General features: G+C 74.0%; 20 protein-coding genes. 15 read left to right on the forward strand and 5 right to left on the reverse strand.

Features of this window, described 5'->3' with window-relative positions:
- Positions 1–443: 443 nt before the first annotated feature.
- Both KLI87_RS33390 and KLI87_RS40640 read right to left on the reverse strand, forming a co-directional pair.
- Complete coding sequence (locus KLI87_RS33390) at positions 444–1,274, reverse strand: hypothetical protein (RefSeq protein ID WP_156219949.1); 831 nt, start codon at positions 1,272–1,274, stop codon at positions 444–446.
- A 95-nt stretch (positions 1,275–1,369) separates the two neighbouring features.
- Complete coding sequence (locus tag KLI87_RS40640) at positions 1,370–3,877, reverse strand: SpoIIE family protein phosphatase (RefSeq protein WP_214620230.1); 2,508 nt, start codon at positions 3,875–3,877, stop codon at positions 1,370–1,372.
- Between the two features lie 170 nt (positions 3,878–4,047).
- Between KLI87_RS40640 and KLI87_RS33400 the strand changes: the two genes are divergently transcribed.
- The 8 genes from KLI87_RS33400 to KLI87_RS33435 all read left to right on the forward strand — a co-directional run bounded on the left by KLI87_RS33400 (position 4,048) and on the right by KLI87_RS33435 (position 14,149).
- Positions 4,048–4,797, forward strand: coding sequence for a TetR/AcrR family transcriptional regulator (locus tag KLI87_RS33400; RefSeq protein WP_214620231.1), 750 nt, complete (start codon positions 4,048–4,050; stop codon positions 4,795–4,797).
- A 204-nt stretch (positions 4,798–5,001) separates the two neighbouring features.
- On the forward strand, positions 5,002–8,175 hold the full coding sequence (locus KLI87_RS33405) for a M14 family metallopeptidase (RefSeq protein WP_214620232.1): 3,174 nt from the start codon (positions 5,002–5,004) through the stop codon (positions 8,173–8,175).
- A gap of 524 nt (positions 8,176–8,699) precedes the next feature.
- On the forward strand, positions 8,700–9,356 hold the full coding sequence (locus tag KLI87_RS33410) for a sigma-70 family RNA polymerase sigma factor (protein ID WP_214620233.1): 657 nt from the start codon (positions 8,700–8,702) through the stop codon (positions 9,354–9,356).
- A 154-nt stretch (positions 9,357–9,510) separates the two neighbouring features.
- A complete protein-coding gene (locus KLI87_RS33415) occupies positions 9,511–9,921 on the forward strand; it encodes an SSI family serine proteinase inhibitor (protein WP_214620234.1) in 411 nt (136 codons plus the stop codon).
- A 158-nt stretch (positions 9,922–10,079) separates the two neighbouring features.
- Positions 10,080–10,514, forward strand: a complete 435-nt coding sequence (locus tag KLI87_RS33420) for a CBS domain-containing protein (protein ID WP_308166409.1) — start codon at positions 10,080–10,082, stop codon at positions 10,512–10,514.
- Positions 10,515–10,578: 64 nt separating this feature from the next.
- Positions 10,579–11,478, forward strand: a complete 900-nt coding sequence (locus KLI87_RS33425) for an ANTAR domain-containing protein (RefSeq protein WP_308166389.1) — start codon at positions 10,579–10,581, stop codon at positions 11,476–11,478.
- Positions 11,479–11,607: 129 nt separating this feature from the next.
- Positions 11,608–13,614, forward strand: a complete 2,007-nt coding sequence (locus tag KLI87_RS33430; RefSeq protein ID WP_156219943.1) for a SpoIIE family protein phosphatase — start codon at positions 11,608–11,610, stop codon at positions 13,612–13,614.
- Positions 13,615–13,654: 40 nt separating this feature from the next.
- Positions 13,655–14,149 carry a DUF6328 family protein gene (locus KLI87_RS33435; RefSeq protein ID WP_156219942.1) on the forward strand — a complete coding sequence of 165 codons (495 nt, stop codon included), beginning with the start codon at positions 13,655–13,657 and terminating at the stop codon, positions 14,147–14,149.
- A gap of 22 nt (positions 14,150–14,171) precedes the next feature.
- Here the strand turns inward: KLI87_RS33435 and proS are convergent, their stop codons facing one another.
- On the reverse strand, positions 14,172–15,620 hold the full coding sequence (gene proS / locus KLI87_RS33440; RefSeq protein WP_308166390.1) for a proline--tRNA ligase: 1,449 nt from the start codon (positions 15,618–15,620) through the stop codon (positions 14,172–14,174).
- Positions 15,621–15,779: 159 nt separating this feature from the next.
- Here proS and KLI87_RS33445 point away from each other — a divergent pair, with 159 nt between their 5' ends.
- The 7 genes from KLI87_RS33445 to KLI87_RS33475 all read left to right on the forward strand — a co-directional run bounded on the left by KLI87_RS33445 (position 15,780) and on the right by KLI87_RS33475 (position 22,809).
- Positions 15,780–17,423, forward strand: coding sequence for an ABC-F family ATP-binding cassette domain-containing protein (locus KLI87_RS33445; RefSeq protein WP_214620235.1), 1,644 nt, complete (start codon positions 15,780–15,782; stop codon positions 17,421–17,423).
- A gap of 106 nt (positions 17,424–17,529) precedes the next feature.
- Positions 17,530–18,576 (forward strand): NAD-dependent epimerase/dehydratase family protein, encoded by a 1,047-nt coding sequence (locus KLI87_RS33450; RefSeq protein ID WP_308166392.1) that lies wholly within the window; start codon positions 17,530–17,532, stop codon positions 18,574–18,576.
- Entirely contained in the window at positions 18,573–19,745 is a 1,173-nt protein-coding gene (locus tag KLI87_RS33455) for a glycosyltransferase (protein WP_214620236.1), read from the forward strand. Before KLI87_RS33450 ends, KLI87_RS33455 begins: the two co-directional genes overlap by 4 nt.
- A gap of 10 nt (positions 19,746–19,755) precedes the next feature.
- Positions 19,756–20,484: a hypothetical protein gene (locus KLI87_RS33460; RefSeq protein WP_214620237.1), complete on the forward strand. Its 729-nt coding sequence runs from the start codon at positions 19,756–19,758 to the stop codon at positions 20,482–20,484.
- Positions 20,481–20,843 carry a hypothetical protein gene (locus KLI87_RS33465; RefSeq protein WP_156219939.1) on the forward strand — a complete coding sequence of 121 codons (363 nt, stop codon included), beginning with the start codon at positions 20,481–20,483 and terminating at the stop codon, positions 20,841–20,843. Before KLI87_RS33460 ends, KLI87_RS33465 begins: the two co-directional genes overlap by 4 nt.
- Entirely contained in the window at positions 20,843–21,991 is a 1,149-nt protein-coding gene (locus KLI87_RS33470; RefSeq protein ID WP_250904503.1) for a glycosyltransferase family 4 protein, read from the forward strand. Before KLI87_RS33465 ends, KLI87_RS33470 begins: the two co-directional genes overlap by 1 nt.
- A complete protein-coding gene (locus tag KLI87_RS33475) occupies positions 21,988–22,809 on the forward strand; it encodes a hypothetical protein (RefSeq protein ID WP_214620238.1) in 822 nt (273 codons plus the stop codon). Before KLI87_RS33470 ends, KLI87_RS33475 begins: the two co-directional genes overlap by 4 nt.
- On the opposite strand, the gene KLI87_RS33480 is transcribed toward KLI87_RS33475, so the two are convergent.
- Together KLI87_RS33480 and KLI87_RS33485 are read right to left on the reverse strand one after the other, a co-directional pair.
- A complete protein-coding gene (locus KLI87_RS33480; protein ID WP_156219936.1) occupies positions 22,783–23,007 on the reverse strand; it encodes a DUF6158 family protein in 225 nt (74 codons plus the stop codon). The two genes, KLI87_RS33475 and KLI87_RS33480, sit on opposite strands and share 27 nt — an antisense overlap.
- Before the next feature lie 158 nt (positions 23,008–23,165).
- A complete protein-coding gene (locus KLI87_RS33485) occupies positions 23,166–24,713 on the reverse strand; it encodes a phosphatase PAP2 family protein (protein WP_308166393.1) in 1,548 nt (515 codons plus the stop codon).
- Positions 24,714–24,854: the final 141 nt, after the last annotated feature.

Here is a 24,854-nt window from a genome sequence, read left to right on the forward strand (position 1 = left end):
CTCGTGGGCGTGGACCACGGCTCGGGCTGGGACGGAGGCGGAGGCGGAGGGCCGGGCGGAGGCGGCTGGGGGAGGTAGTCCTCGCGGGTGACCGACGCGCCCTCCGGGGGCGGCGCCGTACCGAAAGGCGGTGTGACAGGCGGTCGCGGGGACTCCGATGCGGGGGGCGGTCCGGTCGGGGGCGGCGTTTCCTGCGGTGACGGTTCCTGCTGTGACGGTTCCTGCGGAGAGGTGTCCTGGGGAGATGTGTAGGGCGTCCAGGGGTCTTCCGGTTCGCGTCCGCCCGCCGGCCGCCCGCGCTCGCCCGCCGGTTCGCGGCCGCCCGCCACGTGGACGTCGCCGGGATAGGGGCCGGGGCGAGGGGCCGGGTGCTCGGGTTCGTCCTCGGGGTCGATTGTCACGGTCACGATCCTGCGCCGATAACAAGATCATCGGCAAGCGGATCACGGGCCGAACAGCGCGGCGCACAGGGGTTCGGCGGCGTCCACGACGGTGAGGGCCGCCGGGTCGAGGCGGAGCCGGACGGGGACCTCGCGGTGCATCGGCTCGCGGCCGCCCTGCGCGGCGGCGATGTCCCGCAGGCCGACGGAGACGGTGTCGGGGAGGTCCACGGCGGCGGGGTGCTCGCCGGTGCGCAGCTGGTCGACCCACAGGTCGAGGACGTTGCGGGCCAGGCCGTTCAGCAGCCGCCCCCACGGTTCGACGAGCCGGGCGGGGACGTTGTCCGCCTCGACCTCGGGGAGCCCGAACCGGGCCAGGCCCAGGGTGGAGAACCAGAAGCCGCCGGGCCCGGACGTATGCGGAAGGAGCATCCAGTCGACGAGCCGGATGGTGCCGTCGGGCCCGGGCAGGGACCGCTGGAGGGCCTCCTGGGAGAGGATCCGGGGAGTGAACACGTCCACCACCGGCGCCGCGGCGGAGGCGGCGACGGCACCGGCCACGGCGCGCGCCGACCACTCGTGGGCGGGCGGCCAGCCGGGGCGGTACGCGGCGCGCACGGCGAGCAGGTGGGACGCGGCGCCGATCGCCCCGAGGTCGCCCGGGGCGGCGTGGTAGGGGGCGGGCAGCGGCGGGAAGTCGCCGGCGGGACGCTGGTCGAGGGTGAGCATCGGGCTGTCGAGCATGCCGAGCACGAGGTCGCGGAGGGGCGGGTCGACGCGGCGGGTGACCTGCTCGTGCGCCAGCGCGGCAGGGTCGGGGACGGGTCGGGCGAGCGCGACGGCGTAGGTGGCGTAGAGGGTCTCCGGCACGGGCAGCGTCAGCGTGTCACCCAACTCGTCCCCCGGTGGGTCCTCGGGTCGTCCCCCTCGATCAGAGCCGACGGGGGCGCGCGAGAGTAGGTGTCGCCGGGGGGACAGTTACCTCCCGGCTACCTCCCGGCCTCCTGGGGGTCGGCCGCGCGCGGGAGGTGGTGCTCGAACCAGACCACCTTGCCCTGGTCGGTGCGGTGCGTCCCCCAGCGTTCGGCCAGGTGGCTGACGAGCTGGAGGCCGCGCCCGGACTCGTCGGTGGCCTCGGCGTGGCAGAGCTGGGGCATCTCCTGGCCGTCGTCGTGGACCTCGCCGAGCAGGGTCCTGCCCTTGATGAGCCGCAGCCCGATCGACCCGGCCCCGTGGACGAGCGCGTTGGTGACGAGTTCGCTGACGAGCAGCTGGACGTTGTCGGTGATCTGCTCCATCCGCCAGTCGGCCAGGCGGCCCGCGACCCGCGCGCGCGCCAGCGGCACCATGCCGGCCTCGGGCTTCAGCTCCCAGGTCGCGACGTCGGCGCCGGGGATGCCGTCCAGCCCGACGGCGACGATGGCGATGTCGTCGGCGGGCGTGGCGGCGCCCAGGGTGGCCAGGAGGGCGTCGCAGGCGCCGTCGAGCGGGCGGGTGTCGCCCGCGAGTTCGGCGCGCATCTCCTCCAGCCCCTGGTCGATGTCGCGGTCGCGGCGTTCGAGCAGCCCGTCGGTGCACAGGACGAGCCGCGACCCGTCCTCGACGTGGATCTCGACGGTCTCGAACGGCTCGCCGCCGACGCCGATCGGGACGCCGGGCGGCACCGGCAGCACCCGCGCGTCGCCGCCCGGCGCCACCAGCACCGGCGGGACGTGCCCGGCGTTGGCGAGGCGGCAGCACCGCGCGATCGGGTCGTACACGGCGTACAGGCAGGTGGCGAGGTAGTCCTCGCCGAGCCGCCGGGCGAGGACGTCGAGCTGGCGCAGCAGGATGTCGGGCCGCATGTCCTGGGCGGCGAGGGTGCGGACGGTCGTCCGCAGCTGGCCCATGATCGCGGCGGAGGTGAGCCCGTGCCCCATCACGTCGCCGACCACGATGCCGAGCCGGCAGCCGGGCAGCGGGATGGCGTCGAACCAGTCGCCGCCGACCTGCGCGGCCTGCCCGGCGGGGCGGTAGCGGTAGCACACGCGCGCGCCCGCGACCTCCGGCGGGTCGTCCGGGAGCATGCTGCGCTGGAGTTCCTGCGCGACCTGGACCTCGCGGCGGTAGAGCCGCCCGCTGTCGATGCAGAGCGCGGCCCTGCGGGACAGCTCGTCGACCATCGCGAGGTCGAGGTCGTCGAAGCCGGGGCGGTCGGGCTTGCGGAGCAGCTCGCACGTGCCGAGGACGCGCCCGCGCGCGATGAGCGGGGCGATCAGCAGCGCGCGGTCGGCGTACAGGGCCCGCAGGTCGAGGCCGAGCGAGGCGCAGATCCGCGCGGAGCTCTCCGGGCCGACCCGGGGGATGTGCACGGGTTGTCCGGTGCGCATGGCCTGGACGAACGGCGAGCGCAGCTGGAAGGACAGCTTCGCGTCGGGGGGCACGGTGCCCTCCCAGCGGCCGGGATCGTCGTTGTGGGCGACGGCGACGCGGCGCATCCGCGTGGTCTCGCCGATCTCGCCGGCGGGCGGCGCCGAGTCGGCGACGACGCCTTCGAGGAGGTCGACGGCGGCGAAGTCGGCGAGCCGGGGCACCAGCACCTCCGCGAGCGCGCGGGCGGCCTGCAGATGGTCCAGCGAGCTGCCGATCTGCTGCCCGGCCTCGCTGAGGAAGGTCAGTGGCTCCATCACGGCCATCGCCTCCATTCCCTGTTCGGGGCGCGGATCGGGGAGGGGCGGCCCCGCGGCGGCGGCGCGGGGTCGGACCCGGAGCGCGCGCGGCACGTCGCCCCGGTAGGGGGCGACGGGGAGCCGGACGTGCACGCTGAGGTTGACGGCGGGGCCGCCGAGGCCGAGCACGCGGGAGGTGATCGGCTCGGCGGCGGTCCCCGTCACGGGGAGCAGTTCGACGAGGTGGCGCGTGAACGGCGCCGCCCGGGGCCCGCCCCTGGACGGGGGCGACAGGGCCGGTTCGACGCGCAGGAGCCGCGCTCCCGCGGCGCGGTGGGCGGACCCGTCGGGCTGGGCGACGAGGACGTCGTCCATCATCAGGCCGGTGCCGTCGGCGCGCAGCCGGCGCAGGTCGGCGGCGAGCGCGAGGACGCGGATGCCGGGGTCGCCCTCGACCGAGCCCGGACGGTCGATGGGGTAGACCCACCACCCCACCTCCGCCAGCTCCCCGTTGTCGACGCGGGGGACCGAGCACGCGCCGCACCAGACGTAGCCGTACACGTCCGGTTCGAAGGCGGCGCGGTGCTCCTGCGGCAGTCTCAGCACCGTGGTGAGCGGACGGCCGAGCGCCTGGCCGCGCCCCAGGCCGAACAGCTCGGCGGCGGTGCGGTCCCAGTGGGTGACGCGGCCGCGCCCGTCCAGCGTGACGGCGGACATGTGGGCGACGCCGAGCAGGCTCCGCTCCAGGAAGCGGGGCGCGTGGGCGTCCCGCGCGTCCGGATCGGGCGGTTCGTCCAGGGGCGCGCCGCCTCCGGCCTGCGGGGGCGACTGACTTCCGATGAGGCTCACGCGGACCCCTCCCTGCGCGAGGGCGCGGCACATTCGGCCACCAATGGTGAACGAGAGATTACCCCGGGTGAAGATCCAGCATCGCCGTTCCGCTAAACTGGCTCGGGTGAGCACTCACTCAGATCGAGGGCCGTGCTAGTGTCCAGCGGCACGCGGGAGGTGGCGACGGAGTGGCAGCGGTGACGGAGCCGATGCGGGACAGGATCCTCGCGGCGGCGATCGAGGTGATCCGCGGCCGCGGGATCACGGCCGCGACGACCAAGGAGATCGCGCGCAACGCGGGCGTCTCCGAGGGCAGCCTCTACAACCACTTCGCCAACAAGACGGCGCTGTTCGCGGCGGCGTTGGGCGAGGTCACGGCCACCGCGCGCACCGCGATGGCGGCGCTCATGGGGGCGACCGGGCAGGGCAGCGTCGAGGGCAACCTCGTCCGGCTCGCGGCCGAGATGATCCGCTTCTACGGCGAGCTGCTGCCGATGACCGGGCCCGTCCTCGCCGACCCCGAGCTGATCGCCTGGCTGCGGGCCGACGGCCCCGCGAGGGCGCAGGAGGCCGCGCAGGCCAAACCCCGCGGGCGGGCCAGGAGTGGCCAGGGCGCGGCCCAGCCCGGAACGGGACTTCCGGGCGCGCCCGGCGGCCCTCCGGCCGGCCCGCCCGGCGGCGCCACGGCCGGGCCCGTCCTCGGCCACGCGGCCCTCATCGGCTACCTGGAGGCCGAGCAGCGGGCCGGGCGCATCCGGGACGGCGCCCCCCTCCCCTACCTCGCCGCGGCCCTGCTGGGCGGCTGCCAGCAGCACGCCTTCCTGATCCGGCTCGCCGGCCCCGAGACGGTGGAGGCCGGCGCGCGGCTCCCGGAGAGCCCGGAGGAGTTCGCCGCGAGCCTGGTTCCGGCGATCCTCAGCGGTCACGTCCCGTCCTGAACCGCTCACCCCTGAAGCACATCTCCTGGACCACTCCTTTTTGTCGCGTTCCAACAAGCGCGGGGACGTTCCAACAGGACGTCAGGTGCACAGATCGCACAAACTGACCGAATGCGGCAAATGGCACTGATGTCACATTGACACCCTTCGTGCCTCGGCAGACGATCACGCAACCCCCGTTGTGATCCATGCCAGGGAGACGCGATGACGCGCACGGTTGTCCGGCACGCCCGATATAGGCGCGGAAGACTCACGCCCCTCCTGGCCGCGGCGGCGCTCCTGATCGGAACGCTCGCGGCGGCCCCGGCCCAAGCGGCCCCCGCGAACCCCTCGCCCGCCGCCCGCGCGGCGGGCCCCGTGGACGTCTACACCGGCGAGCTGACCGCCGACCAGGTCAAGCTGCTGGACAGGTCGGGCGTCGACCGGGAGGACGTCACGATCGGCCAGGGCCAGGGCGGCCGCCTGCACGTGGAGGCCGTCATGAACGGCGTCCAGGCGACCGCGCTCGCCAGGCAGGGCCTGCCCCTCACGGTGAAGAAGGTGCAGGGCAAGGACGTCGCGCAGCGCCTCAAGGCCGCCCCGCCGAAGGTGTTCCGCCCCTACAGCGGCGCGGGGAACATCCACGACGAGCTGGTGAAGGTCGCCGCCGACCACCCCTCCATCGCGAAAGCGGTGGACCTCGGGACGAGCGTCCAGGGCAAGCCCATCACCGCCGTCCGCGTCAGCAAGGGCGTCGCGACGCTCAAGGACCACACGCGCCCCGTGGTCGTCTACCAGGGGACGCAGCACGCGCGCGAGTGGATAACCCCGGAAATGGTCCGCCGCCTTCTGCACCACTACGTCGAGGGCTACGGCAAGGACCCGGAACTCACCAAGATCGTCGATACGACGGAGCTGTGGTTCCTGCCCGTCGTCAACGTGGACGGGTACGACCTGACCTTCACCGACGGTTTCCGGCTCTGGCGCAAGAACGCCCGGGACAACAACGGCGACGGCAAGATAACGACCGGTGACGGAATCGACCTGAACCGCAACTTCTCCTACCACTGGGGCTACGACAACGAGGGTTCGTCCCCGCAGCCGACCAGCGAGACCTTCCGCGGGCCCTCCGCCGCGTCCGAGCCGGAGACGAGGGCGCAGACGGGCCTCTACGAGCGCGTCCGCCCGACCTACCTCGTCAACTACCACTCGGCCGCGGAACTGCTCCTGCACGGCGTCGGCTGGCAGGCGCTCACCCGCAGCCCCGACGACGTGATCCACGACGCCCTGCTGGGCGACATCGACCACCCGGCCGTCCCCGGGTACACCCCGGAGCTCGGCGCGCAGCTCTACACCACCAACGGCGACACCGACGGCGAGGCCGACAACAGGTACGGCTCGCTGTCGATCACCCCGGAGATGGCGACGTGCCGGACGGCCGCCAACACCTTCCCCGACGACCAGTGGACGCCCGACAAGTGCGGCAGCATCTTCGAGTTCCCCGACGACGAACGGCTGATCGCGCACGAGTTCCAGAAGAACCTGCCGTTCGCCCTCTCCGTGGGCAAGTCCGCGCAGACGCCCGACAACCCCGTGTCCTCCGTCGGACGCGTCGCCCCCGACTTCGAGACCAGCCCGTTCTCCACGTCCCTCGGCTCCACCCAGGAGGTCTCGTCCTACATCCGCCGGTCCGTGCGGAACCGGGACCTCAACTACCGGATCAACGACGGACGCGTCCGGCAGGACGGCGCCCGCGAATGGCGCGGCGGTGAGCGGTTCGGGGACGAGAACGACAACTACTACGCCGAGTACCGGGGCAAGGTCACCGGGCAGAGGCCGGGCGACAAGGTCGAGGTGTGGTTCACCGGCGAGAAGGCCGGGAAGCGCGTCGAGAGCAAGCACTTCACCTACACGGTCCAGGCCCGGCACGGCGCCGACGTCCTGGTGATCGCGGACGAGGACTACCGGGGCGTCAACCCGACCTACCCGGCCGGGACGAACGCGCCGCTCTACGCGCGGCAGTACGCCGAGCTGGTGAGGTCCGCCGAGCACAAGCCGCTCGTCTGGGACATCGACAAGCAGGGCGCGCCGAGCAGTCTCGGCGTCCTGAAGCACTTCAAGGCGGTCGTCTGGTACCTCGGCGACAACCGCCTGACGCAGGACGCGGCCGACGACCCGGTCAGGACCCACCAGGGCGACGCCCACGACGCCCAGGTGGCCGACCGCGCGAAGGATCTGGTGCTGTCGGTCCGCTCCTACCTCAACGAGGGCGGAAAGCTGCTCCACACCGGTGAGACGAGCGGCTACTTCGGGCAGCTCAGCAAGGTGAACGGCGGCGGCATCTACTACGGCCTGAAGGGCCACCCCGAGAAGCCGTGCGTCGTCACCGGCAACTACCGCGACGACTGCGAACTGCTGTCGGACGACTTCTTCCAGTACTACCTCGGCGCCTACGACCGGCAGCTGGTGGGAGCGCCGAAGCAGTTCACCGGCACCAAGCGCCCGTTCGACGGCCTCACGACCGGCCTGAGCGGGACCCCGACGAACCCCCTCAACGAGGCGGGCGGATTCCAGGTCACCTCGACGGTCCTGCCGGAGAAGGACTTCCCGCAGTTCAGGAGCTGGAAGGCCGGGGACTACCTGGGCGCCGCCGCGCCCAGCGAGCCGGTCGAGGGCCAGTGGTACGTGGCGGGCGCGCACCAGGACTCGCTCTACCGGCGCCTCACCCGCACGGTGGACCTGACGTCCGTCACGGCGGCGCAGGCCCCCGCCCTCCAGGCCCAGCTCTCCTACAGCACCGAGACGGGCTTCGACAACATCGTGCTGGAGGCGCACACCGTCGGCGCCGACGACTGGACCACGCTGCCCGACCGCAACGGCCGGACGCGCGCCACCGTCCCCGCCGAGTGCGAACAGGGTTACCTGCTCACCCTGCATCCGTTCCTGAAGCACTACATCACGGGAGGGACGCCTTGCAGCGCCGCGGGGACCTCCGGTAGCTGGAACGCCATCACGGGCAACTCCAACGGCTGGGTGCCGACCTCGTTCGACCTGTCCGCCTACGCGGGCAAGAAGGTCGAGGTCTCCCTCAGCTACGTGAGCGACCCCGGCACCGGCGGCGCCGGGCTGTTCGTGGACGACACCAAGGTCACCACGGTGGGCGGCCAGCTCGACGCGGAGGGCTTCGAGACCGGGCTCGGCCCCTGGACCGTCCAGGGCGCCCCGGCCGGGAGCCCCGGCAACGCGTCGGAGTTCAGGCGGTCGCAGGCGCTGATCGACTCGGTCGCGGCGGTCGCGACCAGGGACTCCGTCCTGCTCGGCTTCGGCGCCGAGCAGGCCGGGACTCCGGAGGAGCAGCGGGCCCTCGTGCGCCGGGCCCTGGATCACCTGCTCGGCTGATCCGGAGAGACCGAGGGCCCCGGCCGGGAACCACCCCACCGGCCGGGGCCCTCGCCTTCCCATCCCACGCCGCCCTATATCGCCGGTTGGGAGCGCTTTTACCATCCGGTGGGGCGGTGTGATGGACGACACGCAACCCTTGAGCCCTCCCCGGGCGTCTTACAAGACGGGAACCACCACTGACGAGTGGAAGCGCCTGACCGGCCAAGCCCGCGACATCCCGGACTCCGGGGTCGCCTGGCGGCACCGGCCCGCGCGAACACCCGGCCCGCTCACGCGGGGCCGGTCCCCACACGATGCCGGCCCTCCCAGGAGGCCCCAGGAGAACGGCACGGCGCCGCGAGGAAGAGTTCGTCGCTGCACCGCGTCCGCAGGCCGGTTCCGAACCCGTCGGGAACGGTGGCACGTACCACCCAGCACGGGGGGCGGCTCGTCCGCCCGGACCGCGCGCGCCCCCGAACGCGCGCCAGCAACCGGCCCTCACGGGTCACGACCAACGGGGAGTGATGATGACCGCCGTCACCATGCCTGTCCGCCGGCCGGCCGAGCACGGCGCGAAGACCGAGCACCGCGGGACCGAGCACCACAGGACAGAGCACCGCGGGACCCACAACCACAAGACCCAGAGCCACGAGAAGACCGAGCGCTACGAGCGCGACGTCCTGCCGCTGGCCGACCCCCTCTACGCGAGCGCCGTGCGGATGACCCGCAACAGCGCCGACGCCGAGGACCTGGTCCAGGAGACGCTGGCCAAGGCCTACGTCAACTTCCACCAGTTCCAGGAGGGCACGAACCTCAAGGCGTGGCTGCACCGCATCCTCACCAACAACTTCATCAACACCTACCGCAAGAAGCAGCGCGAGCCCCAGCGCGCCGGCTCCGAGGAGCTGGAGGAGTGGCAGATCGCCCAGGCGCAGGCCGACGCGTCGGGCTTCCGCTCGGCCGAGAGCGAGGCGCTCGACCACATCCCCGACTCCGGGGTCGTGGCCGCCCTGCGCGCCCTCCCGAAGGACTTCCGGGACGCGGTGTACCTGGCCGACGTCGAGGGCTACCCCTACAAGGAGATCGCCGAGATGATGGGCACCCCCATCGGCACGGTGATGTCCCGCCTGCACCGGGGCCGCAAGCAGCTCCGCGAGGCCCTCGCCGACCACCGCAGGGCCCACATCCTCGCCGCCTGACCAGCCCCGCCCCCTACACCCCGCCTCTTCGCCCCTCCCCCTGGACGCGATCCCGCAGTTCCCCCGTGACTGCGGGGTCGCCCATTTTCCGGCACACCGGGTGTCGTGACGAATACAGTGAGTGATAGTTCGTCCGACACCCGGGAGTGCCGATATGCCGCGCATCGCCATCCTCGCCACCCTGTCCGCCGCCCTGTCCGCCGCCGTGGCCGCCGCCGTGGCGCTCGCCCCCGCCGTCCCGGCGGACGCGTCCGAGGCGCCGCGGACGTCGCTGAGGCTCACGCTGACGTATCCGGGGCACGACGCGTCCGGCACCAGGAGCGTGACGCTGCGCTGCGACCCGGCGGGCGGCAGCCACCCCCGCGCGGCGCCGGCCTGCGCCGAACTGCGCCGCGCGGGCGGCCGCCTCGTCCACGACCCGGACGGGCGCGTCTGCACCGCGCAGTACTCCCCCGTCGTCGCGCAGGCGCGCGGAAGCTGGCGGGGCACACCGGTGAGCTTCCGCTCCCAGTTCGGCAACGACTGCGTCATGCACTCCCGTACCGGGACGGTCTTCAGCTTCTGACCAGCGGCGACGCGCAGCCGCCCCGGGGCGCGACCCGGTCGCCGCCGCATCGGTCCGCATAGGCGTGCCGACCGTGGGTACACGGGCGGCACGGGCCAACGCGAGCCGCCGGCTACCGGGAGGATGAGCACGCGATGCCACGACGAGTGAGCGACGTCATGACCGTGGCTCCCATGGCTCTACCCCTCGACGCGACACTCGACGAGGCCGCCCGCGTCATGCGGGACGAGGCGATCGGCGACGTCCTGGTCACCTACGCCGGACGGCTCTGCGGCGTCGTCACCGACCGCGACATCGTGGTGCGCGCGGTCGCGGAGCACCGCGACACCGCGCTGACGCCGCTCGGTGACGTGTGCACCGCCGAACTGGCCATCCTGCACCCCGAGGACGACACCGCGACCGCGGTCCGCCTCATGCGGGAGCGCGCGGTCAGGCGGCTGCCGGTCGTGGACACCTTCCACCGCCCGATCGGGATCGTCTCCATCGGCGACCTGGCCCTCGTGGACGGCGACTGGGGGGTGGACGGGGCGGGGGGAGTCGACGGGGCCGGCGGGCCGCTGCCCGCGATCTGCAAGGCCCCACCGAACAACTGAGGCGATCATGGAGTGTGGAGAGCGGCGGCGCGGTAGGACGATCGGGCAGGATACGGTCGAGAGTGTGAGAGCGACCGAGACCGTCCTGACCGACCAGCTCGCGCTGGAGATCGCCCGGCTGGGCATGGTCGGGGAGTCCTCGGACGTGGGCACCCTGCACCGCGTCACCGAGCTGGCGTCCCGGGCCGTCCCGGGGTGCGCGGGCGCCGCGAGCGTGCGCTGGGCCCTGCCGAACGCCCCCGGAGCCGGGCCGTCCCCGGCCCCCGACCTGCCGTTCGAGGCCGCCGGACTCCCACCGGACGCGGCCGTGGCCGTCCCGCCGCCCGGCCTGCCCGGACCGGCGGGCGTCGACCTGGCCGTGCCGCACGTCCCGCCGCCCGCGCCGGACGCGGAGACCGCGGCTCCCGGGCCGTTCGAGCTGCTGGAGCCGCTGGCCGCCGCCGCCAGCCATCCCGACCTCGCCGAGGTCACCGACCGGCAGCTCGCGCGCGGCCGCGGCCCGATCTTCGACGTGGCGCTCGGCCGCCGCACGGCCAGCTCCGACGACATCCTCGCCGAGACCCGCTGGCCCGAGGCGATGGCCGACATGCTGCGCCGCGGCGTCCGCTGCTTCACCACCACCCCGCATCTGAACCCGCCCGTCCTGGTCACGCTCACGCTGTACGGGGTGGCGCCGGGCGCGCTCGGCCCGGGGCGGCACGCCCTGGCGGCGCTGCTGATGGCGCAGGGCAGCGCGGCGGTGACCAACACCCTCCAGTACGAGGACGCGCACCGCACGGCGGCTCAGCTGCAGGAGGCGGTCCATGCCCGCGCGGTCGTCGACCAGGCCAAGGGCATCCTCATGCACGCGCTCGGCTGCGACGCCGACGAGGCGTTCGCCGAGATGAGGCGCATCTCCCAGACCCGCCACGTGAAGCTCACCGCGCTCGCGCAGCGGATCGTCGGCGACCAGGGCCTCTCTTAGCACGTCGCTAGGACGCATACGCTGGACGGGAATAAGCTGCGCACAACGGCCCGCAAGATCGTGGGGTCGCCACGACCAGAGCACGTGCCGATCTGGTTTCACCGTGCCTCGCGGACTAGAGGGAGCCAGATGCAGGACCAGCCCGACCAGTTGGAACCGGAGACCCTGTTGAGGGAGATCTCCGACCTGGAGGGGCGCATCGGCGAGCTGCGCCAAGCCGCCGGAATGCCCAAGCCCGATCTGCGGGCCACGCTCGACGCCGCCTTGGTGGAACTGGAGCTGGCGCTGACCGCGCTGCGCACGATGGGCGCGGAGCAGGGCGCCGAGCAGAGCGGCTCGGCGGCCGCCGAGAACGAGCGGCGGGTGCTGCGGACGGTCTTCCAGGACGCGCCCGTCCCGCTGTTCCTGCTCGACCGCAACACCAGCGTGCGGCGCGTCAACCGGCAGGCGGCGGCGCTGCTCGGCACCTCCTCCGGCTACGTGTCCGGAAAGCAGTTCACGGCGTTCTGCGACCTGGCGACCCGGGCGGCGGTGCGCTCGCAGCTCGCGGCCGTGGTCCGGACGGGGCGCCGCAGCCGCGTCCCGGTCCGCTTCCTCGGCCGCGACCGCCCGATCGACGCGGTCGTGACGCTGGCGCGGGTGTGGATCCGCGGCGAGCCCGACCCGATGGTCGTGGTCGCCGCGGGCCCGACGAACACCCCCGCCGAGGGCGCGTCCGGCACCCGGGACGCCTCGCAGCAGTCGGCCCTGGGCGCCCCCAAGCAGCCGAAGACGCCCCGGGCGGCGATGGCGGGGCCGGGCGACGACGAGGCCGTCGCGACGATCGTCCACCGGATGGACGTCCTCGCCACCGCCAGCGAGCTGCTGCTCGACGAGCCGGTCTTCAACGAGACCGTCGCCGTGCGGCGCTGCGCCCGGCTGCTGGCGACCGAGCTGGCCGACTGGGCGTTCATCGACCTGACCGGCCCCAACGGCGCCGGCCAGGCCGCGGGCCCGCCGGGCGGCGTGCAGCCCTCCGGCGCCACCGCCGTGCTGCGCCGCCAGGTCGTGATGGGCCCGGCTGACGAGCGGTCGACGGAGGCCCTGCAGATGCTGGGCGACATCGAACCGGCGGCCGGGACGCTTCCCCAGACCGTGTTCACGACCCGGCAGAGCGCGTTGCGCCCGCACATCGAGAACCTCGACCTGCTCGGCTCCTCCCCCGACGGCACGCCCGTCTGCGCCATGATCGGCGCGACGTCGCTGCTGTGCGTCCCGATCGAGGACGGCGACCGCTGCATCGGCGCGATCACGCTCGCGGCGAGCGGCGAGTACGGGCCGTTCGACCTGATGGACCTCGGCGTCGTCCAGCGGCTCGGCCGGTACCTGGCGCTGGTGATCCGGGCGGCGCGGCTGTACCGGCGCCGCGCCGAGGTCGCCGAGACGCTCCAGGCCGGGCTGCTGCCGAAGGCGCTGCCGGCGATCCCCGGCGTGAGCGTGGCGGCCCGCTACATGACCGCGACGCGCGGCGCCGAGGTCGGCGGCGACTTCTACGACGTGTTCCGCACCGAGGGCGGCGGCTGGGGCCTCGTCCTCGGCGACGTGTGCGGCAAGGGCGAGGAGGCCGCGGCCGTGACCTCGGCGGCGCGGCACTGCGTGCGGCTCGCGGCGCGGTGGAAGACCGGGCCGGGCGAGATCCTCGCCATGGTGAACGAGGCGCTGCTGGACGAGGACCGCTTCGTCACCGCGATCATGGCCGGGCTGGAGGTGCGCACCGAGCACGTCGGCGTCTCGATCGGCACCGCCGGGCACCCCCCGGCGGTCGTCGTGCGCGCGGACGGGGTGATCAGGACGACGGCGCAGGGCGGCGTGCCGCTCGGCCTGTTCGAGGACTTCGACGCCGGGCTCGACACGCTCGACCTCGGCGTCGGCGACACCATCGTCCTGCACTCCGACGGGGTGCTGGAGGCGTGCGACCTCATGCGGACGGAGTTCGGCCAGGAGCGGCTCCTGGAGGCGCTGGCGGCGCACGCCGCCGCCCCGCTGGAGACGATGCTCGGCGCGGTCGAGCAGGCGCTGCTGGAGTTCTGCGACGGCGACCTTCGCGACGACGTCTCGATCCTCGCCCTGCGTGTGGAGCCGCCCACACTCGCCTGACCGGCGACTGACCGGCGTTCCGCCGGGTAAAGGGATCTTCATGAGCGATGATCCCGAGTCCAAGCCCCGGCGCGAGACCCGGCACGAACGGCTCGACCGGCAGCTGATGGAACTGCTCCAGGGCTTCCGGGTCGCGGTCACCGGTGTCCAGGTGCTGTTCGCGTTCCTGCTGACGGTCCCGTTCGCGGCGGGGTTCGACAAGGTGGACCGCACCGGCAGGACACTGTTCTACGTCGCGCTGTTCGGGGCGGCGCTCGCGTCCATCTGCTTCATCGCCCCGGTGTTCCAGCACCGGATCCTGTTCCAGCTGGGGCAGAAGGACCTGCTGATCCGGCGCGCCAACCGGTTCGGGATCCTCGGCGGGTTCGCGCTGGCGGTGTCGATCACCGCCTCCACCACGTTGATCGTGTGGACCCTCGCGGCGGAGGCGGCGGCGGTGGTCACGGCCGCGGCGGTGCTGGCGCTGTGCGCGTGGGCGTGGTTCGTCCAGCCCTACCTGACCCGGCTGTCAGCGGACCGCGAGACGGACCAGTAGGCCCTGATCAGTAGGGCCCTGATCAGTAGGCCTTGCCGAAGATGACGCGCTTGCCGTAGGCGGACGGCTCGCCGCACCGCACGCACGCGCCCGTCTCCTCAGGGGCGTTCGCCGGGATCACGCGGGGCGTCGCGGCCGTCTCGGCCTTGATGTCATCCTCGCAGGCGGTGCGGCCGCAGTGGAACGCGCGGGCCCAGCCGCCCTCGACCTGCGCGCCGAACTCCTCCCAGGCCCCGACCTCGGCGGTGTGCTCCTCGCGGAACGCCTCCGCCCGCGCGACCAGGAACGACTGGAACTCGGCGAGGATGCCGGGCAGCACCTCGGGCACCTTCTCCAGCGGGACCTGCTCCTTGCCCTGCCCCTCGACGGTCGGCAGCCGCCGGGCGAGCGTCGCGACGCCGGCCTCGATGTCGCGCTTGCCCAGCTCGATCCGGACGGGGACGCCGCGCATCTCCCACTCGTTGAACTTGAACCCGGGCGAGAGCTGCGGGCGGTTGTCGTCCACGTGGACGCGGATGCCCATCGACTTGATCGCCGCGCCCAGCCGGCGCGCCTCGGCGGCGGCCTGCTCGCCCTGCTCCTTGCGCCCGATCGGGACGATCACGACCTGGTAGGGGGCCAGCCGGGGCGGCAGCACGAGCCCCTTCTCGTCGCCGTGCGTCATGACGACGGCGCCGATCATGCGGGTGGTCATGCCCCAGGAGGTGGTGTGGGCGAGCTGGACCCGGCCGTCCTCGTCCTGGTAGGAGATGTCGAACGCCTTGGCGAAGTTCGTGCCGAGGTAGTGGGAGGTGCCGCACTGGAGGGCCCGCCCGTCCCGCATCATGCCCTCGATCGTGTAGGTGCGGACGGCCCCGGCGAACCGCTCGCCGGGCGTCTTCTCCCCCACGACCACGGGGATCGCGGCCAGCTCGCGCGACACCCCGGCGTAGGCGTCCAGCGCCCACATCGTCTCGCGCATCGCGTCGTCCTCGCCGTTGTGCGCGGTGTGCCCCTCCTGCCAGAGGAACTCGGTGGTGCGCAGGAACATGCGGGGGCGCATCTCCCAGCGGACGACGTTCGCCCACTGGTTGAGCAGCAGCGGAAGGTCGCGGTGCGAGTCGATCCACTTGGCCATGTACTCGCCGATGACGGTCTCGGAGGTGGGCCGCACGACCAGCGGCTCCTCCAGCTCCTTGCCGCCCGCGACGGTCACGACCGCGAGCTCCGGGGAGAAGCCCTCGACGTGCTCGGCCTCGCGCTTGAGGTAGGACTCCGGGATGAACAGCGGGAAGGACGCGTTGTCGTGCCCGGCGTCCTTGATCCGCCGGTCCAGGTCGGCCTGGAGCAGCTCCCAGACCCGGTACCCGTACGGTCGGATGACCATCGTGCCGCGAACCGGGCCGCGGTCGACGAGCTGGGCGCGCACGACCAGCTCGTTGTACCAGGCGGAGAAATCCTCGCTCTGCGGTGTCACACCTTCTCGACTCACGGAAGTCAGGGTACTGACTGGCGGCACCCCGTAATAACGCATTGGCCCTATGGCCGCCCGGCACGGGGCGAAACTCGTTTGACGGGGTCACGCCGCGTTGCCGAGACTCGATGGCCGGCGTCGGTCGGTTCAGGTCGGTCCAAGGCGGCAGGAGGAAACGTGGGGCACGTGGAGGTCGGCCATGTCGGCCATGCGCTGCCGGACGGCCGCGTCCTGCTGGACGACGTGTCGTTCCGGGTGGGCGAGGGCGTCACGGCGGCGCTCGTCGGCCCTAACGGCGCCGGGAAGACGACTCTCCTCCGGCTGATCGCCGGTGACCTCGCGCCCCAGGAGGGGACGGTCGCGCACAGCGGCGGCCTCGGCGTGATGCGGCAGTTCGTGGGGAACGTGCGGGACGGGTCGTCCGTGCACGACCTGCTGCTGTCGACGGCGCCGCCCCGCGTCCGGGAGGCCGCGGCGGCGGTGGAGGCGGCCGAGCTGGCGATGATGGAGCGCGACGACGAGCCCACCCAGCTCCGCTACGCGACGGCGCTCGCCGGGTGGGGCGACGCGGGCGGCTACGAGGCCGAGGTGCTGTGGGACGCGTGCTGCGTCGCGGCCCTCGGCGTCCCCTACGACGGGTGCCGCTGGCGGGAGGTGCGGACGCTGTCGGGCGGCGAGCAGAAGCGGGTCGTCCTGGAGGCCCTGCTGCGCGGCCCCGACGAGGTGCTGCTGCTGGACGAGCCCGACAACTACCTCGACGTCCCGGGCAAGCAGTGGCTGGAGGAGCGGCTGCGCGAGACGTCCAAGACCGTGCTGCTGGTCTCGCACGACCGCGAGCTGCTCGACCGCGCCGCCGAGCGCATCGTGACGGTGGAGGCCGGGCGGGTCTGGGTGCACGGCGGCCGGTTCGCGACCTACGCCGAGGCGCGCCGCGACCGCAACGAGCGCCTGGAGGAGCTGCGCCGCCGCTGGGACGAGGAGCACGCGAAGCTGAAGCAGCTCGTGCTGACGCTGAAGAACAAGGCGTCCTACAACGACGGCCTCGCGTCCCGCTACCAGGCGGCCCAGACCCGGCTGCGCAAGTTCGAGGAGGCCGGGCCGCCCGAGGTCCCGCCGCGCGACCAGAGCATCAAGATGCGGCTGCGCGGCGGCCGCACCGGCAAGCGCGCGGTGATCTGCGAGGACATGGAGCTGACCGGGCTGATGAGGCCGCTGTCGGCCGAGGTCTGGTACGGCGAGCGCGTCGCGGTCCTCGGCTCCAACGGCTCGGGCAAGTCGCACTTCCTGCGCCTGCTGGCGGCCGTCGCCGACACCCTCCCCCGGGGCGCGGTACCGGTGGACCCGGTCGCGCACACCGGCGTGGCCCGCCTGGGCGCCCGCGTCGTCCCGGGCCTGTTCGCGCAGACCCACGCCCGGCCGGACCTGGCCGGACGCACCCCGTGCGAGATCGTCATGACCGAGCACGCGCGGCTGCGCAACGACGCCATGAACGCGCTCGCCCGCTACGAGCTCCAGTACTGCGCCGAGCAGCCGTTCGAGACCCTGTCGGGCGGCCAGCAGGCCCGCCTCCAGATCCTCCTGCTGGAGCTGGGCGGCGCCACCCTCCTGCTGCTGGACGAGCCGACCGACAACCTGGACCTGGCCAGCGCCGAAGCCCTCCAGGAGGGCCTGGAGTCCTACGAGGGCACCGTTCTCGCGGTGACCCACGACCGCTGGTTCGCCCGCGCCTTCGACCGCTTCCTGGTCTTCGGCGCCGACGGCTCCGTCCGCGAGTCCCCCGACCCCGTCTGGACCGAGGCCCGGGTGGCGCGCCCCCGCTGACCCACGCACGGCGCACGGGTGCGGACGGTCGGTAAGGGCGTCGGCGGCGGGATTGGGTCTGATCTGCGGGTATTCAAGGGTTGCGCGGGATGTGTAAGGTGCCCGGGTGCGGGTCGTGGTGACGGGGGCTGCGGGGTTCGTCGGCAGCCATGTGGCGGAGGCGTTCGCGGACGCGGGGCACGAGGTGCTCGCCGTGGACGCGCTCGCGCGCTCGCCCGCGCCCGAGCTCGCGCGGCGCACGTGGGAGCAGGTCACCGCGCGTCCCGGGGTCACCGGGCTGGAGGTCGACCTCGCGGCGGACGGCCTGGACGCGGTGGCCGCCGCCGACGTCGTCGTCCACCTGGCGGGGCGGCCCGGGGTGCGCAGCTCGTGGGGCGCCGGGCGGGCCGCCGCCGAGCGCGACAACGTCCTCGCGACCGGGCGGCTGCTCGCGGCGTGCATGGAACGGTCTGTTCCGGGGGGCGTGGGGGGTCCTCCCCCCACAGGGAAATTGTCTGGTCCGAGGGGTGTGGGGGGTCGTACCCCCACCAGGAAGCGGCCGGCGCGGCCGCTCGTGATCGTGGCGTCGAGCTCGTCGGTGTACGGGTCGGCGGGGCACCGGCCCCACCGGGAGGACGACCCGCTGAACCCGGCGAGCCCGTACGCGGTGAGCAAGGTGGAGGTCGAGCGGCTCGCGGGGCTCGCGGCGCGGGACGGGCTGCGGACCGTCCTGCTCAGGTACTTCTCGGTGTACGGGCCCCGGCAGCGGCCCGACATGGCCTTCCACCGGTTCGTGGAGGCGGCGCTGGACGGGCGCCCGCTGCCGGTGTTCGGCGACGGCCGCCGGTCGCGGTCGTTCACGCACGTCGAGGACGTGGTGGCGGCGACGCTCGCGGCGGCCGGGGCCGACCTGCCGCCGGGGATCGCGGTGAACGTCGGGCACCCCGAGGCCGTCGCGGTGCGGTCGGCGATCGGGATGCTGACCGGGGTGCTCGGGGTGCGCCCGGAGATCCGGCGGGAGGCGCCGGTGGCCGGGGACGCGGCGCGCACGTGGGCCGATCCCGGGCGGGCCGAGCGGCTGCTCGGCTGGACGGCCCGGACCGGGCTGGCGGAAGGGCTCGCCGACCAGATCGCCTGGCACCGGGCGCTGCGGGCGCGGGAGGTGCGGGTGTGAGGCACCGCGCGGCGTACTTCGCCTTCGACCGCTTCCCGTCGAGCAAGGGCTCGGCGGTGCACATCGCGCAGATGGCCGAGGAGCTGTTCGGCTGCTTCGGCGGCGGGCTGCTCGGCGTCCTCGGCGGCCCCGGGCTGCCCCGCTACCAGCGGGAGGGTGACCGGGAGATCGCGCGGTTCGACGCGGCGGTGCCGAACCTCATCGACCGGGCCGAGGCGTACTCGGCGTGGGTGGCCGACCATCTGGAGCCGCACCGGGAGACGCTGGAGGTCTGCCACGTCCGGGACCCGTGGAGCGCGCTGCCCGCCGTCGCGGACGGGCGGCGCCACCGCGTCGTCTACGAGGTCAACGGGCTCCCGTCGATCGAGATGGCGCACACCTGGCCGTGGGCGTCGCGGGAGACGCTCGGCAAGGTCCGCGAGCTGGAGCGGTACTGCCTGGCGCGCTGCGACGCGGTGGTGGTCCCGTCGCGGATCATCGGCGCGGCCGTGCGGGGTCTCGGGATACCGGAGGGCAGGATCCGGCTCGTGCCGAACGGCGCCGAGGTGCCCGAGCCGGCGGCGAGGCCGGCGGACGCCCCCGGGCGCTACATCGTCTACGTGGGCGCGCTCCAGCCGTGGCAGGGCCTGGACGTGCTGATGCGCGCGTTCGCCCGGCTCGCCGACCTGGAGGACCTGCGGCTGGTGGTGTGCGCGTCCGTGCCGGAGCGGCGGGCGAAACCGGTGCGGCGGATGGCGGAGCGGCTCGGCGTCGCCGGACGGACCGAGTGGCGGTTCGAGCTGCCGCACCGCGAGGTGGCGGCGTGGCTCGCGCACGCGGCGGCGTCGGTGGCGCCGCTGACCGGGTGCGCGCGCAACCTCGACCAGGGCTGCGCGCCGCTGAAGGTGATCGAGTCGATGGCGGCGGGCGTGCCGGTCGTCGCCTCGGACCTCCCGGCGGTGCGCGAGCTGATGGCGGACGGGGAGCACGGGCGGCTCGTCCCGGCGGACCGTCCGGCCGAGCTGGCCCGGGCCGTCCGGATCCTGCTGGAGTACCCGGAGGAGGCCGCCGCGATGGGCCGGCGGGGCCGGGCGCGGGTCGGGGAGGGGCTGACCTGGGCGCGGTCGCGCGCCCTGCTGGCCGAGGTCTACCGCGAGATCGCGGCGCCGGATCGGCGAGGGGAACGGTAGGTGGTTCGTCATGTTCTGGCGTAAGCAGCGCGCGGCGATCGAGCGGTTCCATCCGCTGCACCGGGCGCTCGTGCTGGAGCGGGGCTTCGCGGTCTCGCTGCGGCGGGACGAGTGGGAGCCGCTGATCGCGAGCCTCGCCACCCACCACGAGCACGTCAGGCGGCGCAGGTGGGCGCCGCCCGAGCGGACCCGCGAGGTCGTGGTGCCGCTGCTGCGGATCATGGTGGCGGACATGCGTCCGGACGGCGTGCTGTCGGTCGCCGCCGACCTGCGCGGCACGGACGCCAAGGACAAGCACGGGCCCACCGTGGACCTGCCCGCACAGCGCCCGGTCCTGTCGGTCAAGCAGACGTGGGTCACCGACCCGTGGCTGCGGATGCGGGCCGAGCTGCGGGACGGCAGCGTCCTGGAGCTGGCCGCCACCGAGCGGGTCCGCAAGCGGCTGGTCAGGAAGCGCAACCCGCGCGGCAAGGTCAAGATGAAGGGGAAGACGCGGTCGACGCACCTGGTCCGGGTGGTGCGGCGGCTGCCCAAGGGCGCGGCCGTGTACCGCCCGGCGACGCCGCCGCCCGGCTGGATCCGGGTGCGGGTCAAGCAGGGCGGGGCGCGGGTGGTGATCCGCGCCGACGCCAAGATCGTCGGCGAGCGGACCGGCGCCGAGCTGACCGAGGGGCTCCTGCTGCTGTCGACCGAGCCGTTCCGGTGGACGGCACCGGCCGCCCAGAGGAGGACCTCATGACCCCCTGCACCGTCACGACGGGGTTCTTCGTGCTGGCCCACTGCGGGCGCGCGGCCGTCGCGTCCTGCCCGCGGTGCTCGCGGCCGGTGTGCGACCGGCACGCGGCGCGGCAGAGCGGGCACTGCCCCGAATGCGTGGCGGCGCAGGAGTACGGCGGGGAGGCCGGGCCCTACGACCCGTCCTGGACGAGCGGGTACCGGCGCCGCTACTACGAGAGCAGCTCGCGCGCCTACAGCGACCCTGCTTGGTACTCCTCGTTCAACGAGTACGACCGCGGCGCGTTCAACCCCGGCGACGGGTACTCCTACGGCGAGGGCGACTTCGACCCGGGCCATGACACCGGCTTCGTGGACAGCTGATGGCGGACGAGCGAATGGCGGCGGCGGCGCGCGTCCTGTGGGTCACCGAGCACTACCCGCCGAGCCAGGGCGGCATGGCGCAGTCCTGCGACCGGATCGTCCGGGGGCTGCGCGCCGCGGGGGTCGAGGTGGACGTGGCCTGCCTGACGCGGCGCGAGCGCCCCTGGGCGGTGGCGCGGGAGAACGGCGGGCGGCTGCTGACCGCGCCGCTCGGCGAGGACCCCGAGCACGCGCTCCGCCGCCTCTGGACGACGCTCACGGCCGAGGGCCTCACCGGCGCCTACACCCACGTCGCCGGGTTCGGCGGCACGTACTCGATGCTCGCGGCGCCCGTCCTCGCCCGGCTGCTGGACGCGCCGCTGATCACGCTGCTGCGCGGCAACGACATCGACGTCGGGGTGTTCTCGCTGCGGCGGCGCGGGGTGCTCGCCGACGCGCTGCGCTCCTCGGCCCGCGTGTGCGTCGTCGCCCGCTCGCACGCGCCGCTGGTGGCGGCGCTGGCGCCGGACGCGCCGGTCACGTTCGTGGCCAACAGCGTGGACACCGCGCAGTGGCGGGTGCTGCCGTCCGAGCGGGCGCGCGGCATCGCCTGGCGCGCCGAGAACGTCGAGCGGGGGCGCCGCACGATCGGCGTCATCGGCCAGCTCAAGAACAAGAAGGGCGTGGGTTTCCTGCTGGACGCGCTCGCCGCGTCCGGCCATTCGGGTGCCTTCCACCTGCTGCTGGTCGGCGAGGTCGAGGACGTCGTCACGCGGTGGCTGACCGAGCGCAAGGACACCGTCCCGCACTCGTTCCTGCCCTTCCTCGAACGCTACGACCTGCCCGGCGTGTACGCGAGCTGCGACCTGGTGGCGCTGCCGTCCTTCTACGACGGGATGCCGAACGTGGCGCTGGAGGCGGCGGCGCTCGGCATCCCGCTGCTGGCCTCGGACGCGGGCGGCCTCGCCGACGTCGCCGACGACGCGATCGGCTACACGTTCCCGGCGGGCGACGCGCACGCCTGCCGCGCGGCGATCGACCGCGCCGCGCGGGCCGACACCGGGGAGCTGGCGAGGCTCGGCGCGGCGGGCGCGGAGCGGATCCGCCGCGACTTCACCCCCGCCAAGGAGACCGCCGGGTACCTGGCGGTGCTCCGGGAGGTTCGTTGATCGTCTGCTACGCGCGGGGGGACGGGCTCGGCCACCTGACGCGGTTGCGCGCCGCCGCGCACACGCTGGCGTGGGACGGCGAGATCACCGTGGTGACGGACTCGCCGCATGCCGCCGACCCCCGGATCGCGGGCGGCTGGACGGTGCGCGGGTCACTCGACGGGCTCGACGGGCTCGCCGCGGGCGAGCTGGTCGTCGACGCTTTCCCGGCCGGCCTCAAGGGCGAGCTGCGGCTCCCGGAGGGGGTCCGTGCCACGCACCTCGCGCGCCGGCTCCGCTGGGACGCCTACCGGGAGCGGCTGCCCGCCGCACCGCCCCGCTTCCACCGGACCTACGTGCTGGAGCCGCTGGAGGCGGAGCACGAGGCCCACCTTCGGGCCGTCTCGGACGAGGTCGCGCCGCTGACGCTGACCGACCCGCCGTCCGAGCCGGTGGACGTGGAGGGCTGGCTGATCGTCCACGGCGGGCCGGAGGCGGAGATCCAGGACCTCGTCTCCTACGCGCGGGAGATGGCCGGGCTGGAGAACCGGCGTCCGGCGATGACGCTGGTCTCGCCGCGCCGTCCGCGCCGCCTGCCGCCCGGCGTCGCGCACCTGGACATCTACCCGGCCTGCCCGCCCGGCCCGCTCGTCTCGCGGATCGTCACGGCGGCCGGGTTCAACGCCGTCCGGCAGTTCGCGCCCTGGCGGGACCTGCACCGGCTGGTGCCGTTCCCCCGCAGCCTCGACGACCAGTTCGCCCGCGCCGCGCACGCGCGGCGCTCCCCTGAGCCGCGTCCCGAACCACGAGGGTCAGCGGGCGCGGGCGCCTTCACGTAGGCGCTCGGGGTCGATCTCGCGGGCCGGATACCGGCGCAGGTACTCGGCCTCCAGCTCGTTCATCCGGCGGGTGTGCTCCCCGTAGGCCTGGTCGGCGGCGTGCCTGAGGGCGTCCAGGCGCGTCTGGTACAGGCTGCTCAACTCGCGGAACAGGTCGTCGTCGCTGAGCGCGCCAGGGTCGATTCCCGTCGTGGTCATGAAAGGGCGCCCCTTCCCGGCGGAGCGGTCCGTACTGCTCCGCGTCGTGTCGATACAAGGCTGGTCGATACGGTCCAGCACTTACCCGGAGCGGGAGGGCTGAATCCGCCGTCGCCCCCGGCGGGCGAGGTGACGGCGGCCTGAACTCTGCGCGAACGTCACGGGCCGGCGACCGGGCGCAGGACGCGCAGCGCCCGCGCGTGCTTGCCGAGGCGGACGGCTCCGGGGAGTGACGAGACCTCGCCGTCCCGGGCCAGGCGGAGCACGCCGTCCGGCGAGGTCAGCTCCAGGCCGCCCGCCCGCCACGCACGGTAGCCGGGGATCAGCGGCAGGTGCCCGACCAGCACGGCCACGACCGCGCGGACCCTCGGGACGCGCCGTCCGGTGGCGACCACGCGGACGTCCAGCCGCCCGTCGTCGAGCCGCTTCCGCCAGCTCGGCGCGGCGCCGCGCGAGCCGTAGGCGCAGTTGCCGATGAACGCCAGCCAGACGCGGCGCTCGCGCCCGTCCATGACGACCTCGACCGGCTCGGAGTGCCGCAGGGTGCGGACGGCCGCGACCGCCGTCGCGGGCCACTTGCCGAGCCGCCGCTCCAGCCGCTCCCGGCGGTCGACCAGCTCGGTGTAGGCGCCGAAGCTCGCGGTGTTGAGGAAGATCTGCTCCTCGTCGGGGGCGGACGCGGGCACCACGTAGGCGACGTCGACCCGTCCGACCCGGCCGCCCCGGTAGGCGGCGACCGCCTCCCGTGGGTTCATGACCCCGTGCGCCTTGGCGAAGTGGTTGAACGTCCCGCCCGGGACGACCAGGAGCGGGATGTCGTGCTTCAGCGCCGCCCGCGCGCCCACGTTGACCGTCCCGTCCCCGCCGACGACGCCCAGCACCGCCGCCCGCTCCGCCGCCCGCTCGACGACCTTGTCGACGTCCTCGTCGGGCCCGATCCGGACGATCTCCGCCGCGGGCAGTTCGAGCTCCAGCATCGAGACCGCCATCTCGGCGTTGCTGGGCAGGAGGCCGGCCGAGCCGTCGCCCGACCCCGGGTTGACGACCGCGACGAGCCCCCGCCCGTCCTCGCTGACCTGGGCCCGCTCGCTCCCGAACCGGCTCACCCGCGCCACCGGGGGGCGGGCGGGCCACACCAGCCGCGTCCCGAACCCGGCCAGGACGCCGATCCCCACCCCGGCCAGCACGTCGCCCGGATAGTGCGCCCCCGTGTAGACGCGGGAGAACGCCACCGCCGCCGCCAGCACCGCCACCGGCGCGGCGACCAGGGGCGACGCCTCCAGCGCGATCCCGGTCGCGAACGCGGCGGCCGACGCCGAGTGCCCGGAGGGGAACGCGTGCGAGGTCGGCGGCTTCCAGCGGATCCGGATCGGCGGCACCAGGTCGACGACCGGGCGCTTGCGGCGGAACGCCTGCTTGCCGACGATGTTCACGGCGGGGCTCGCCACCGCGATCGCGAGCGCCCCGCGCAGCGCCGCCCGCCGGTGCGGCGCCCGGCGGCCGAGGCCGAGCGCACCGGCCGTGCCGAACCACAACACTCCGTGATCGGCGAGCCGGGACAGCCGGGGCAGCACGTACTCCAGCCCGGGCAGCCGCGCGGAGGCCACCCGGTCGAAGGCCTGCCGGTCGGCGCGCCCGAGGCGGTCCAGCAGGCTCCGCGCTGACGGGCGGCGCCGCGCGGCGCGCGGGGCCCGCCTGTTCGACACGGACGGTGACCGGCGGGGGGAGCCATGATGGTTGACGCGCATGACCGGGGTATCCCCCGTGAGGACGACATGATTCCGTAAAGATCTCAAATCGGGGGTCACATGCGGGCGAACGTCACTCACACATCGTCGACTGCAATA

The sequence above is a fragment of the Actinomadura sp. NEAU-AAG7 genome (assembly GCF_018603865.1).
Classification (GTDB): domain Bacteria; phylum Actinomycetota; class Actinomycetes; order Streptosporangiales; family Streptosporangiaceae; genus Spirillospora; species Spirillospora litoris.

What these genes read in the sequence shown, in the direction of transcription:
- KLI87_RS33470 (WP_250904503.1), top strand. Translation starts at nt 20,843, where the DNA reads ATGGCGGACGAGCGAATGGCGGCGGCGGCGCGCGTCCTGTGGGTCACC.
- KLI87_RS33430 (WP_156219943.1), top strand. Translation starts at nt 11,608, where the DNA reads ATGCAGGACCAGCCCGACCAGTTGGAACCGGAGACCCTGTTGAGGGAG.
- KLI87_RS33415 (WP_214620234.1), top strand. Translation starts at nt 9,511, where the DNA reads ATGCCGCGCATCGCCATCCTCGCCACCCTGTCCGCCGCCCTGTCCGCC.
- KLI87_RS33420 (WP_308166409.1), top strand. Translation starts at nt 10,080, where the DNA reads ATGACCGTGGCTCCCATGGCTCTACCCCTCGACGCGACACTCGACGAG.
- KLI87_RS33410 (WP_214620233.1), top strand. Translation starts at nt 8,700, where the DNA reads ATGCCTGTCCGCCGGCCGGCCGAGCACGGCGCGAAGACCGAGCACCGC.
- KLI87_RS33465 (WP_156219939.1), top strand. Translation starts at nt 20,481, where the DNA reads ATGACCCCCTGCACCGTCACGACGGGGTTCTTCGTGCTGGCCCACTGC.
- KLI87_RS33435 (WP_156219942.1), top strand. Translation starts at nt 13,655, where the DNA reads ATGAGCGATGATCCCGAGTCCAAGCCCCGGCGCGAGACCCGGCACGAA.
- KLI87_RS33405 (WP_214620232.1), top strand. Translation starts at nt 5,002, where the DNA reads ATGACGCGCACGGTTGTCCGGCACGCCCGATATAGGCGCGGAAGACTC.
- KLI87_RS33480 (WP_156219936.1), bottom strand. Translation starts at nt 23,007, where the DNA reads ATGACCACGACGGGAATCGACCCTGGCGCGCTCAGCGACGACGACCTG.
- KLI87_RS33460 (WP_214620237.1), top strand. Translation starts at nt 19,756, where the DNA reads ATGTTCTGGCGTAAGCAGCGCGCGGCGATCGAGCGGTTCCATCCGCTG.